The following is a 13,577-nucleotide window of genomic DNA, read 5'->3' as shown; positions in this document are numbered from 1 at the left end:
CTGCATTCTCCTTTATGTACGACAGCCTTAGAAGCAAGACTATCACCCGCAGCCCGGGGAAGTCAACGTATGCAGGGAATTAGTGTATTTGGACTGCTCATATAAAAAAGCCGCCCAAGTCATGTAGCGACATTGGGCAGTCTGCGGAACAGAAAGGCTAGGTTTCGTTTTTGGTCACTCCGTTTAGACTCGGCACATAGTCGGCTTGTTTATCCGGGTCTGTCATTTGCGGAATCTCGGTGATTGAAGCGTGATTCTGCTGGTTGTGTTTGCTGTCGGCCTTGTTATTGGCGCGGCTGTATTTGGCATCAGCGTTATTTTTAGGCATGAATGTCACCTCCGTTTGCTAAAAGATAGTATGAGTCGGCGGCTGGCATTTTATCCCGGATGACCGGACCACCCGGATCATTGACATTCACTGCTATACTATTGTTAGTAAATAAAGATTTGCTGCCTGCTGCAGCACCTAATGGATCGGAGGAAATCAGCCTTATGTCCCAGTCAGCTTCATCTGTCATTACCTCTTCCGGGAAGGGGATCTCCAGAGGGTTAATCCTGCTTCTGGCCGCCACCTCAGGTCTTGCAGTAGCTAACCTGTATTACAATCAGCCACTGCTGGCGGATATCGGCCGCACGTTTGGCGCTTCATCGAACGCGGTTGGCTATGTCTCCATGCTCACACAAGTTGGCTACGCGCTGGGGATGCTGCTGTTTGTTCCGCTCGGAGACATCCGGGAACGGCGCACGCTGATCTCGCTGCTGCTGATCGCAGTTGCCCTGTCGCTGGTTGGCTTTGCGGTTTCTCCATCCCTGCAGTGGATGTATGTTGCAAGCTTTGCCGTCGGTATTACAACCGTGGTACCGCAGATTATTGTGCCGTTCTCGGCACAGCTCGCCCAGCCGGAAGAACGCGGCAAAGTGATTGGAACGGTCATGAGCGGGCTGCTGTTCGGCATTCTGCTGGCCCGCACCGTCTCAGGCATCGTTGGCGATTTCTTCGGCTGGCGGGCGATGTATTGGATCGCCGCTGCCCTGATGCTCCTGCTGTCGGTTATTCTGTACCGGCTGCTTCCGCAGACCAAGCCGGAAACCTCGGTCTCCTATAAGGAGCTGCTCGGGTCCATGGTCCAACTGATCCGGAGATACTCCACCTTGCGTGAAGCTTCACTGATCGGTGCCTGCATGTTCGGCGCGTTCAGTGTATTCTGGACCTCCCTGGCTTTTTATCTGGAGGGTCCGCCGTACCATTACAGCAGTGCAATCGCCGGCTTGTTCGGACTGATCGGTGTTGCAGGCGCGGCTGGTGCGCCGGTAGTCGGACGGTTGGCAGACAGAGTAGCACCCAAACGGATCATTGGTTTGCTGATTCTGCTGACCTTATTGTCCTTCGGGCTATTCGGCTTAGCTGGCCTGACCATCTGGAGCCTGATTGCCGGAGTTATCGTGCTTGATCTTGGCGTACAGGGAACCCAGGTCAGCAACCAGGCCCGGATTTACGCTCTGGAACCAGCCGCACGCAGCCGGATTAATACCGTGTTTATGGTTAGCACGTTTGCCGGTGGTGCACTGGGTTCCACGCTGGGCAGCTATGCCTGGCAGCACTGGGGCTGGAACGGTGTCTGCTGGAGCGGAGGCCTCCTGGTAACTGCAGCACTGGCTGTCTGGGCTGTGCACCGGATTATATACAGGAAAGCCGGGCTTGCGGTAAGCTGATTGCGGATTCTTCAGTATTCTAATTAGAAAGAGGAGATTGTTATCGCAAATTCTGTTGTTCCCGTTGAGGTCGTTCCGTATAATCCCGAATGGAAGGCTGAGTTTAGCAGAATCAAGGCACGGATGCTGGAGATTGCCGGTGACCTGATCCTTGCAGTAGAGCATGTAGGAAGCACTTCTATTGTAGGTTTGTCAGCCAAACCGATTATTGATCTGGATCTGGTGATGGAGAGTTATGCTGTTTTACCGCAGATTATTGAACGGTTCAAGCAGTACAGTTATGAGTACCTTGGAAATCAGGGGATTGAAGGCCGGGAAGTATTAAACCCTACCGTAAAAGACGGGTTCATGCACTATCATTTATACGTGTGCCCGCAGGACGGAAAAGGCTATCTGGAGCATATCGCTTTTCGTGATTATCTGCGTTCACATCCGTCAGCGGTGGAAGCCTACGAAAGGGTGAAGCTCTCGCTGGCGCAGCAGTTCCGCCTGGACCGGGAAGCCTATACAAATGGTAAAACAGCTTTTGTGCGCTCTATTCTGGACCAGGCAATGAACTAAGCTGTAGCCTATTATGAAATGGGTCAGCCCGGAGTCAGAGCAGACTCATATATCGGGATTCAACCAGCAGAACATCTTCTGGATGTTCTGCTTTTTTTCGTAGCGTCAAATGTCCATACCCGGGCCGGCATAGCTCCATACATTATAGGGAGCTAACTACGAAAATAGGGGAAGGGGGGCGCTGTCCTGTGTCCGTTAAACAGCATACACTTGCACCGAATACGCCGTTTGCCACTCCTTATTATGTTATAAGCAGCATAAAGCCCGGCCCGGTCTTTATGATTGTATCGGGCATTCACGGCAATGAGCCGGCCAGCATCTCTGCGGCCCAGGCGTTAGCGCGTAAATTTCAGCACAGGGAGCTGTTACTCAGCCGGGGCAAGCTGATTATAGTTCCGCTGGTGAATCAGCGGGCATACCGCAGGAAGAGCAGAGGTGTGCCGGATCTTAACCGTACCTTTCCGCATGCTGCTTCATCCCGGGCCGGACATCCGCTGTCCGGTGCCCTGTTTGCTCTGGCCAAACGCCACCGCCCGTCCTGGTATCTCGATCTGCATGAAGCGAACGGATTATCACAGCACAATCCGCGGCGTGTCGGCCAGACCCTGATGGTCAGCCACGGTACAAGAGCAGCTATCACAGCACAGCGGATTGTCCGCACCATGAACCGTTCGATCAGCGTACCTTCCTACCGTTTCAATATGAAGCATCGCGAACGTGCGGGCACCTCACGTATGGCTGTCCAGCAGCTGCTTGGGGCAAGAGCCGTTACGGTGGAAACGTGCTGGAGCCTGGATTTTACGGTGCGTGTGAAGTACCAGCAGAAGATTGTCCGCCATTTTTTGAAAGCAGCAGGGATGATGGACTGAAGATACGGCTGAGCACGCATTGATTTGCGGGTTCAGCTTTTTTCTCCCATCTGGTGGAATGCTCAATGTCATAGAAGCTCTGCCCCGGAATATGATATTTTTAGGCAAATTTCAGCTTGAGGGGGACAACAATTGATTACTGCGGATAATCTTGACACGTATTATGTAAGAATAGGCAGGCTGAAGCAGTGTTATTTGCCGGAACGGTTTGAACAGGATTTGCCGGTGTTCGGCTCTCATTCCGAAGCAGCAGACTGGTTCCGCTCGTTATTCAACGAGGCATTTATTTTCGTTGAAGTCATGGAAGCGGTAGGCGCAGAGCAATATTACCAATATGACATTATACATGACCGGGAAATCTGGGAACGCAGGCAAAGGAATCTCCGGGAAAAAGGGAGCGCCAGCGGGCCGGGGATGCTTCTGTGCGCCCAGCGGGTCGATATTTACGAGGATGGCTCGGTGCATCTGGCAATATAGGTATACAAAAAGCCGTACAAATGTACGGCTTGATTCATACCGGGTAAATTTAAACTTTGAATCTGGCGGACAGCTCCTGCAGCTCTTCCGCCATTTCGCTGAGCGATTTGACTACGCCTTCGACATCCTTCATGGTGGCCATCTGCTGCTCGGAGGCAGCCGCGACGTTCTGCGTCTTGCTGAAGGAGGAGCCGGCGATTTCTTCCGTAACCTGCAGGGAAGCGCTGACCTCCTCGGAGCTGGCCGAGATTTGCTGGGCGGCGGCAGAGACATCCTCCAGCTGCAGGTTCACTTCCTGAATGAAGCTGACAATCTGCTCAAAGGTCTCTTTCGCTTCCTGCATACCGGCAAGCCCAAGAGTGATCTCGCTGCTCTCTTTGTCCATCATGCCAACAGCTTCCTGGGCGAGTGTCTGGATTTCCGATAGTATGGAAGCAATCTGTCCGGAAGACTGGTTGGACTGCTCGGCAAGCTTACGGACCTCCTCGGCAACAACGGCAAAACCACGTCCGTGCTCGCCGGCGCGGGCAGCCTCGATGGATGCATTAAGGGCAAGCAGATTGGTCTGCTGGGCAATGCCTCTGATCAGGCCTACAATAGCCCCGATCTCCTGAGAGTAATTATCCAGCTTGCGCACTACTGCTGCCGACGCCTGGGAGGTGGAGAGAATCGTATCCAGCTGGCCGCTGACGGTAGTGATTTTCGCGCTGCCTTGAATGGCCTGCTCGGTAGTATAGCTGGTCACACCGGAGATGTCTGTCACTGACTCGGAAACCTTCTGGATACCGGTTGAGACCTCATCCATGGCCAGGCTGCATTCCCGGGAGCTGCTGAGCTGTGCGGCCGACCCGTCAGCTACATCCTGAATCTCTTCGGCGATATGACTGCTGGCTTCAGCAGTCTGCACAGAGCTGGCCAACAGCTCCTCCGAGCTTACCGACAGCATCTGGGAATGCTCACCGATCTTCGCGATGATTCCCCGCAGACTGGTGATCATTTCATTGAATCCTGTTGTCAGCACACCAAGCTCATCCTTGGAGCTGTAGCTGCCGTTAACAGAGAGATCGCCGTTCTGGGCATCCAGCATAAGCGATTTGAGATTGTTCAGCGGCCGGGTAATCATGCAGGAGAGCACAATACTGACGGTACCGCACACAAGCAGTGAAGCTGCCAGCAGCAGGAACAGCTCAATCTTGCTGGAAGAGGCTTCTTTTTTATTGCTCTCATTGAGCGCGGCAGCGGAATTCTGATTCAGCTCCTTAATAGAATCAAGTGTATTCATAATTTCAGTCCGGATGGGAGTCAGCTGTTTTTCATAGATAGTGTAGGCTTCTGCCGGCTGATTAGCCGCAAGCCTGCCAAGCATGAGATCACGGGCCTCGGTGCTTCCCGGAAGCAATCCTTTGAAAGTATCATACAGCTGCTTTACATCATCCGGCATCCCGGTTGCTTCAATCTCTTTTTGGGCGGCGGTGCTGCCGGTAATGATTGCAGCGATTGAGTCATTGATCTCCTTTTGCCGTGCGGCTGTCTGATTGGAAGGAATCATCAGCTGCAGCTGCAGCGTATTAATCTGGGCGTTGCCCGTAATAATCTGGCTGATCAGCTCGTTGGGAACCATATAGTTGTGGTACATCTGCTTGGCGTTATCATTGATTTTGTTGAGGTAGTGGTATCCTGTAAATCCGACAAGAACCATGAACACGATAGATAACCCGACTAACCCCATAATTTTTACTGATACCTTCTGATTGACCAAAAACCTCATCGCGACAACAACTCTCTCTCTTTATTCTTGATGTAATTAATTATTTGAATCTATGTTATTTATATCGTAAAAGACAGCCCTAATCTAAAGAGTCCGTAATCATTTTTGTATAATCCTTCCGGTCATCTGCTATAAAACAGCGAACAGAATACTGCATAAAGCCAATCAAGGGATTTTATTGCAAAAGAGCGTGGAATTACCTACCTTTCCCGTAGAATCGCCTCTTATTGCCAGCTTGGCCCGGTCTCTATAATGAGGGTGTAAACCACCATACTTTATTGAGGAGGATTATAATGCAGAGGAAGTATGTCATCTGGTCACTTGTAGCAGCGATGCTGGTCTCGACCCTGTATCTGGCTGCCGGTTCCTTCGGAATCGTATTTGCCGCAGGAGGGCAGAATCTGACAACGGGTAAAATCGTCACTGCAAGCGGACAATCCCAGACGTACACACCGGACAATGTAAAAGACAGTAACCCGGGCACCTACTGGGAGAGTGCAAACAGCTCTTTTCCGCAATGGATTCAGGTCGACCTCGGGACAAGCACAAGCATTGACCAGGTCGTGCTGAAGCTGCCGCCTGCCTGGGAGACACGTACACAGACTCTGTCTGTTCAGGGCAGCACGGACGGAGCTTTATTCAGTACTCTGGCCGGCAGCGCCGCTTATGTATTCAACCCTGACACAGGCAATACGGCAACGGTTAATTTCACCGCTGCCAGCACCCGCTATGTGCGGATCAGTGTAACAGCCAATACAGGCTGGCCGGCTGCCCAGTTCTCGGAGGTTGAGATTTATGGCGCTACCGGTGCAACGCCGACACCTGCACCGACAGCAACGCCGGCTGCGGGTACCTATCAGGCGGAAGCCGCAGCGCTCTCCGGCGGTGCCAAGGTAAATACCGATCATACCGGTTTTTCGGGTACAGGCTTTGTAGACGGCTACTGGACACAAGGAGCAGCTACTGCATTCACGGTCAATGTGCAGGCGGCCGGGACGCGAAATGTCACACTCCGGTACGGCAACGGAAATGCCTCGCCCCAGACCTTGAGCCTCTATGTGAACGGGGCCAAAATCCGCCAGACCTCGCTGCCGAACCTGCCCAACTGGGATACATGGGGCACAAAGACTGAAGCACTTAATCTGAATGCGGGAAATAATATCATCACCTACAAATTTGATGCCGGCGATAGCGCCAACGTCAATCTTGATCAGATCACGGTGGCGGACACAGCAACAGCTACACCTACGCCTACGCCTGTAGTAACCCCAATTGTTACGCCTGCTCCTACAGCAACTTCAGCACCTACGGCCACGCCGACACCTGTGCCGACTCAGACCGTAATGCCTTCACCAACAATAGCGCCAACTTCTCCGCCGGGCAGTAATATCGCGATCGGCAAAGACATCACCGCATCGTCTGCAACCCAGAACTTCACAGCTTCCAATGCTATTGACAATAATACCGCTACTTATTGGGAAGGCGGCAGCAACCCGAGTAATCTGACGTTGGATTTTGGAGCCAATCAGAATATTACCTCGATTGTCCTGAAGCTGAACCCGGCTGCGGAATGGGGGACACGGACCCAGACCATTCAGGTGCTCGGGCATAATCAGACTGCAACCGCTTTCAGCAATCTGGTTGCTGCCCAGACCTATACGTTCAATCCGGCTACCGGTAATACGGTTACTATTCCGGTAACTGCGACAGTTAAGCGGCTGCAGCTGAATATTACAGCCAACAGCGGCGCGCCTGCAGGCCAGATAGCGGAATTTCAGGTGTACGGCTCACCGGCCGCCAATCCGGATCTGACCATCACCGGGATGTCCTGGACACCGGCCGCTCCGGATGAAGCCAGTGCAGTTACGCTGAATGCTGTTGTAAAAAAAATCGGCAATACTGCATCTGCAGCGACCATGGTAAACTTTTACCTGAACAACGAGCTGGCCGGAACAGCTGCCGTCGGTGCACTTGCCGCAGGGTCTTCGTCTACTGTAACGGTTAATGCCGGAACCCGTACTGCAGCCAGCTATGCTTTAAGCGCCAAGGTGGACGAGACGAATCTGGTCATCGAGCAGAATGAAGCGAATAACAGCTACAGCCATGCATCCCCGCTTGTTGTTAATCCTATAGCTAGCTCTGACCTTACCGCAGCTGTCTCGTGGAGCCCGGGTACACCGTCAGCTGGCAGCAGTGTTGGCTTCTCGGTCAGTCTCCGGAATCAGGGCATTATTGCCTCAGCCGGCGGGGCCCATGCTGTAACGGTTGTGCTTAAAAATGCCGCTGGTGCCACCGTACAGACCTTTAACGGCACTTATAACGGTGTGATCGCTGCAGGGCAGGCTGTTCAACTGACCGTCCCGGGTACGTGGACAGCTGTGAACGGAAATTATACAGCAGCGGTTACGGTAGCGGCAGACGGAAATGAAGCAGCTTCCAAACAGAATAACAATACCAGCACGGCTAATCTGGTTGTCTACGCTCTGCGCGGAGCAAGTATGCCATACAGTAAATATGACACTGAGGATGCTGTAAGAGGCGGTGCGGCAGTACTCAGGACGGCTCCGACCTTTGACCAGTCGTTGACCGCATCGGAAGCTTCGGGCCAGAAGTACATTGCTCTTCCGTCCAATGGCTCTTATGCCGAATGGACCGTCAGACCCGGGCAGGGCGGTGCCGGGGTAACCATGCGTTTCACCATGCCGGATTCCTCGGACGGAATGGGCCTGAGCGGCTCGCTGGATGTCTATGTGAACGGGAGCAAGGTCAAGACAGCTGCCTTAACTTCATACTACAGCTGGCAGTATTTTTCAGGGGATATGCCGTCTGATGCACCGGGCGGCGGACGTCCGCTGTTCCGCTTTGATGAAGTACACTTCAAGCTGGATACGGCGCTCAAGGCCGGAGATACGATCCGCATCCAGAAAAATAACGGCGATGCCTACGAATACGGTGTAGACTTCCTGGAGATTGAGCCGGTTCCTGCCGCTATTGCCCGTCCGGCCAATGCGGTGTCCGTTACCGACCACGGGGCAATAGCAAATGACGGCAAAGATGATCTTGCTGCCTTCAAGGCTGCTGTCAGTGCAGCTGTGGCTGCGGGCAAGACGCTATATATTCCGGAAGGAACGTTTAACCTTGGCGGGATGTGGGAAATCGGCTCGGTCAGCAGCAAAATCAACAACATCACGATAACCGGTGCCGGCTTATGGCATACCAATATCCAGTTCACCAATCCGAATGCGGCAGGCGGGGGAATCTCGTTGCGCGTCACCGGAAAGCTGGATTTCAGTAATGTCTATATGAATTCGAATCTGCGCTCGCGTTATGGCCAGAATGCCATTTACAAAGGCTTTATGGACAATTTCGGTACCAATTCAATTATCCATGATGTGTGGGTGGAGCATTTTGAATGCGGGATGTGGGTAGGGGATTATGCGCACACACCAGCGATCTATGCAACCGGATTGATTGTAGAAAACAGCCGGATCCGCAACAATCTGGCTGACGGCATCAATTTTTCGCAGGGAACCAGCAATTCAACCGTGCGCAACAGCAGTATCCGCAATAACGGGGACGACGGGCTCGCCGTATGGACCAGCAACACCAACGGAGCTCCGGCCGGAGTAAATAATACCTTCTCGTACAATACGATTGAGAATAACTGGCGGGCTGCAGCGATTGCTTTCTTTGGCGGAAGCGGACACAAAGCAGATCACAACTACATTATAGATACAGTCGGCGGTTCCGGCATCCGGATGAATACCGTGTTCCCGGGCTACCATTTCCAGAATAATACGGATATTGTGTTCTCGGATACAACGATCATCAACAGCGGTACCAGCCAGGATCTTTACAACGGGGAGAGAGGGGCTATCGATCTGGAGGCCTCCAATGATGCCATCAAAAATGTGACCTTTACCAATATTGATATCATCAACACCCAGCGTGATGCGGTCCAGTTCGGTTATGGCGGCGGATTTGAGAATATCGTATTTAATAACATTAATATTAATGGAACAGGACTCGACGGAATTACTACCTCACGGTTCTCCGGGCCGCATAAAGGGGCAGCCATCTATACGTATACCGGCAACGGAGCAGCTACCTTCAACAACCTTGCCACAAGCAATATTGCCTACCCGAATCTGAACTACATCCAGTCCGGATTTAATCTGACCATCAATAATTGACAGCAGTGACTGCGCAGCAGGGAGGAGGGGGTCTTCAGACCCTCTCTTTTTACATAAAACAGGCTGCTACATCCGGCAGAAGGCGGCGTTTTGGCATAAAATACAGGAAACCGGTTTCTACATGCTTAATCAGCAGGAATAACGGGCATTAACCAGATAAAGTTGCGGATTATAGCTCAAAAGATCCATTGACCGCACAACATACCGGATACTATAATCAGAATCAGGAAAAACCCATTGTATGGGAACGGCGTGCAGCCGCTTTATTTCAGCTTAATTTTGCAAACGCATACAATGATGCTTTTCTATCAGTTCATGGGGGTGATGGATGGTTAAACGCAGGGAGAATATACCGGGGCGGATATCCTTGCTGTATTTTTTGCAAACGTTTGCGCATTAAAGCGTGTGATTCTTCATTTCATTATCGGGAGGTAGTCTATTTGGCAAGAAATAAAACGAGGCGTTTTCTTTCCTGGCTGGTCATTTTTGCGCTCTGCTTCAGCTTGTTCGGTGCATCCGGCGGAGCTTCCGCCAGCAATACTAATTATACGGTCACTTATACCAGCAGTACGGCAACAGCTGTAACACTGCACTGGACAACGAATAACTGGTCGAGCCTAACAGATACGTCGATGTCTAAAAGCGGAACAACCTTCACGGCCAATCTTTCAGTCGCGGAAGGGGCTACTTTAACGTATTGCTATCACATCACTGCTCCAACCGACAGCTGGGACAATAACGGCGGCAAAAACTGGACCGTAACCATTCCCTCTGCAGGCAGATATGAAGCAGAAAACGCGGCATTAACAGGCGGGGCAAAAGTAAACACCAATCACACCGGCTACTCGGGATCGGGTTTTGTGGACGGGTATACGGCCAGCGGGGCAGCCGCTGCTTTTACCATACAGGCGTCTGCTGCAGGCACCTATAACACTACCCTGCGTTATGCGAACGCGACTGGCAGTAACAAAACAGTATCCGTATATGTGAACGGGACCAAAATCAAGCAAACCACACTTGCAAATCTAAGCAGCTGGGACACCTGGGGCGAACAGACAGAGTCACTTAACCTTCAGGCGGGCAGCAACACCATCACCTATAAATACGATTCAACCGACAGCGGAAATATTAATCTTGATTATGTAACCGTTCTGCCCGGAACAACACCAACGGCAACTCCATCTGCCACACCATCACCAACTCCAGTGGTTACACCTTCACCAACTCCTGTACCCACAGCAACTCCCACACCTACGAATACACCCACAGCAACACCTGTAGTAACACCAACACCGTCACCGTCACCAACAGCAACTGCAGCGGGTATTACGGTCCATGTGAAAAAGCCGTCCGGCTGGAACTCGGCCATGCGCATCCATTACTGGAACCTGAGTCCGTCGTCGGTACCTGTCAGCGGAGCCTGGCCGGGCATTCTGATGAATGCCGACGGCAATGACTGGTACAGCTATACCATTCCCGGTGCGGCAAGCACCAGCCTGATTTTCAATGACAGCAACGGCAAACAGACAGGCGATTTAACCCGTAATGTAAAAGAAAGCTGGTATTATACAGACAACGTCTGGTATAGCGCTAATCCGGAAGCGCTGAAGACACCGGTCATCACCGTCTCGCCCGCTCCAAAAACATACGATGCTGCACAAACGGTTGCATTAACCAGCAGCAATACCGGCGACAAAATCTACTATACTACCAACGGTTCAACACCGACGACGGCATCGGCACTGTATACTGGACCAATCCAGGTTTCATCCTCGCTAACGATAAAAGCGTTTGGCGTGAACGCGGACGGTGTAGCAGGCAGTGTGTCCTCTTTTGCCTATGTGATTGACCTGAATGCCGATCTGCAGCCGCCGGTAATAACGCCGAATCTGCCGGTAGGCCAGTCCGCTACAGCGGTCAATGTCTCTTTTAACATCAAAGACAACAAAGCTGGAACGGTAACCGCCTACTATACGGATGACGGAACTGAGCCTACTACCAGCTCCAAAGTATATCTCACAGGTAATGTGCTTGCCGGGCTGACCGGTCCGCAGATTCTGATTGCCAAAACAACTACCCTCAAGTTCCTCATTCTTGACGCCGCCGGCAACAAGGCGACCCAAAGCTTCGTCTACAGCATCGGCAGCAAAGGGGATTTCCGTGAGGATTCGATTTACTTTGTGATCACTTCCCGCTTCTATGACGGGGATACCAGCAACAACGCCCATGCCTGGGACGATGCCAAGGCCGGCAACCCGGATTCCGATCCGGCGTGGCGAGGGGATTTCAAGGGCCTGATCCAAAAGCTTGATTACATCAAAGCGCTCGGCTTCAGCGCCATCTGGATTACACCTGTCGTGCAGAATGCCAGCGGATATGATTACCACGGCTATCACGCGATTAATTTTGCCAAAATCGATCCGAGATACGAGTCCGCAGGCGCCTCCTACCAGGATCTGATCAACGCCGCCCATGCCAAGGGCATCAAGGTTATCCAGGATATCGTCGTCAATCATACCGGCAATTTCGGCGAGGAGAACCTGTTCCCGATGTTTAAGAAGGATGAAACCAAGCCGGATACGATCGCGAATCTGCTCAAAATAACTAACAAGCTGCCGGCCAACTACGACTCCATGACCCCGGATCAGCAGTATCAGGCCAGACTGGCCTTAATGAAAACCGCCGAGACTAACAACAACATTTATCATACAGAAAAAAGCCTCTCCTGGGAGTCATACACCGTCCAGACCGGACAAATCGCCGGGGATTGTGTGGACCTCAACACGGAGAATCCGGTGGTCAACCAGTATCTGATCGACAGCTACAATCAGTATATCGATATGGGCGTTGACGCTTTCCGGGTGGATACGGTGAAGCATGTCAGCCGGTATATTTTTAACAAGTACTTTGTTCCGGCATGGAAGGAAAGAGGCGGCTCAAACTTCTTCATCTTCGGTGAGGTCGCTACCCGGTACAGAGATGTCTGGAACAGCGGCATCCCGGCGATATCCACACCGTTCTATACGTGGAAGTCGTCAAAAGCTTACCCTGGCGACGGTCAAAATGACTACGCTTCCAACAAGCTGTCCGTTGAACAGGAATGGGCGGATAACTCCACAACTGCGGGTCAGCCGACATCGAATAATGCTTTTTTGATCGGCAACACTTATCATACTCCGGACTACTCCATGAAATCGGGCATGGACGTGATCGACTTCCCGATGCACTGGGCGTTCAAAACAGCGCAGGAAGCGTTCAGCATGCGCAGCGGAGACCAGTTCTATAATGATGCCACCTGGAACGTGACTTACGTGGATTCCCATGACTATGCTCCTGACCAGGCGCCGGAAAATCAGCGTTTTGCCGGAACACAGGATACTTGGGCAGAAAATCTGGCATTGATGTTCACCTTCCGCGGCATCCCGGCTATCTACTATGGCTCGGAAATCGAATTCCAGAAGGGAAAAGCAATCGATGTCGGACCCAATGCACCGCTTAGTACAACAGGACGCGCTTATTTCGGCGATCATATTGAGGGCAGCGTCACTGTGCAGGATTTTGGAAAATATACGAATGCTACGGGTACACTCGCCGAATCGCTGAATCATCCGCTGGCCAAACACATCCGTCAGCTTAATCTGATCAGAAGAGCGGTACCTGCCCTGCAAAAGGGTCAATACTCCACAGAGAATGTCAGCGGCAATCTGGCTTTCAAAAGAAGATACACCGACGCAGCCAAAGGTATCGACAGCTTCGCGCTGGTAACAATTTCCGGCAACGCCACCTTCACGGGTATTCCGAACGGAACTTATGTGGATGCTGTAACAGGGGATACCAAAAATGTAACGAACGGTACCATTACCCTGAACTGCTCCGGCAAAGGTAACGCCAGAGTCTATGTGCTGAACGGCAGCGGCGGAATCGGAGAGAGCGGGACTTACTTGAAATAGATAACCCGTAAGCTGAACATATGAAGTTAATTCGCATAAATTATGG

General features: G+C 51.9%; 8 protein-coding genes. 6 read left to right on the top strand and 2 right to left on the bottom strand.

Annotation, left to right across the window (positions count from 1 at the left end; all coding sequences use genetic code 11):
* Positions 1 to 157: 157 nt before the first annotated feature.
* Entirely contained in the window at positions 158 to 328 is a 171-nt protein-coding gene (locus tag NST84_RS15775; RefSeq protein WP_342561137.1) for a hypothetical protein, read from the bottom strand.
* A gap of 101 nt (positions 329 to 429) precedes the next feature.
* On the opposite strand from NST84_RS15775, the gene NST84_RS15770 reads away from it, so the two are divergent.
* From NST84_RS15770 to NST84_RS15755, 4 genes are all read left to right on the top strand, one after another.
* On the top strand, positions 430 to 1,713 hold the full coding sequence (locus NST84_RS15770) for an MFS transporter (protein ID WP_342561136.1): 1,284 nt from the start codon (positions 430 to 432) through the stop codon (positions 1,711 to 1,713).
* A gap of 36 nt (positions 1,714 to 1,749) precedes the next feature.
* The gene (locus tag NST84_RS15765; protein ID WP_342566449.1) at positions 1,750 to 2,274 is read left to right on the top strand and encodes a GrpB family protein; all 525 of its coding nucleotides are present in this window, start codon (positions 1,750 to 1,752) and stop codon (positions 2,272 to 2,274) included.
* A 188-nt stretch (positions 2,275 to 2,462) separates the two neighbouring features.
* Positions 2,463 to 3,143 (top strand): succinylglutamate desuccinylase/aspartoacylase family protein, encoded by a 681-nt coding sequence (locus tag NST84_RS15760; RefSeq protein ID WP_342561135.1) that lies wholly within the window; start codon positions 2,463 to 2,465, stop codon positions 3,141 to 3,143.
* A 132-nt stretch (positions 3,144 to 3,275) separates the two neighbouring features.
* Complete coding sequence (locus tag NST84_RS15755; RefSeq protein ID WP_342561134.1) at positions 3,276 to 3,620, top strand: hypothetical protein; 345 nt, start codon at positions 3,276 to 3,278, stop codon at positions 3,618 to 3,620.
* Between the two features lie 49 nt (positions 3,621 to 3,669).
* On the opposite strand, the gene NST84_RS15750 is transcribed toward NST84_RS15755, so the two are convergent.
* Complete coding sequence (locus tag NST84_RS15750; protein ID WP_342561133.1) at positions 3,670 to 5,388, bottom strand: HAMP domain-containing methyl-accepting chemotaxis protein; 1,719 nt, start codon at positions 5,386 to 5,388, stop codon at positions 3,670 to 3,672.
* Between the two features lie 293 nt (positions 5,389 to 5,681).
* Between NST84_RS15750 and NST84_RS15745 the strand changes: the two genes are divergently transcribed.
* A complete protein-coding gene (locus NST84_RS15745; protein ID WP_342561132.1) occupies positions 5,682 to 9,581 on the top strand; it encodes a discoidin domain-containing protein in 3,900 nt (1,299 codons plus the stop codon).
* A gap of 440 nt (positions 9,582 to 10,021) precedes the next feature.
* Positions 10,022 to 13,531 carry an alpha-amylase family glycosyl hydrolase gene (locus NST84_RS15740; RefSeq protein ID WP_342561131.1) on the top strand — a complete coding sequence of 1,170 codons (3,510 nt, stop codon included), beginning with the start codon at positions 10,022 to 10,024 and terminating at the stop codon, positions 13,529 to 13,531.
* Positions 13,532 to 13,577 lie beyond the last annotated feature (46 nt).

This window comes from Paenibacillus sp. FSL R7-0345 (genome assembly GCF_038595055.1).
Classification (GTDB): domain Bacteria; phylum Bacillota; class Bacilli; order Paenibacillales; family Paenibacillaceae; genus Paenibacillus_AQ.
Note: the sequence above shows the minus strand (reverse complement) of the source record. Positions and strands in the feature narration are given on the sequence as shown.

Bases quoted from the DNA above. Each gene is read 5' to 3' on its own strand.
- NST84_RS15775 (WP_342561137.1), bottom strand. From the start codon at position 328: ATGCCTAAAAATAACGCTGATGCCAAATACAGCCGCGCCAATAACAAG.
- NST84_RS15750 (WP_342561133.1), bottom strand. From the start codon at position 5,388: ATGAGGTTTTTGGTCAATCAGAAGGTATCAGTAAAAATTATGGGGTTA.
- NST84_RS15745 (WP_342561132.1), top strand. From the start codon at position 5,682: ATGCAGAGGAAGTATGTCATCTGGTCACTTGTAGCAGCGATGCTGGTC.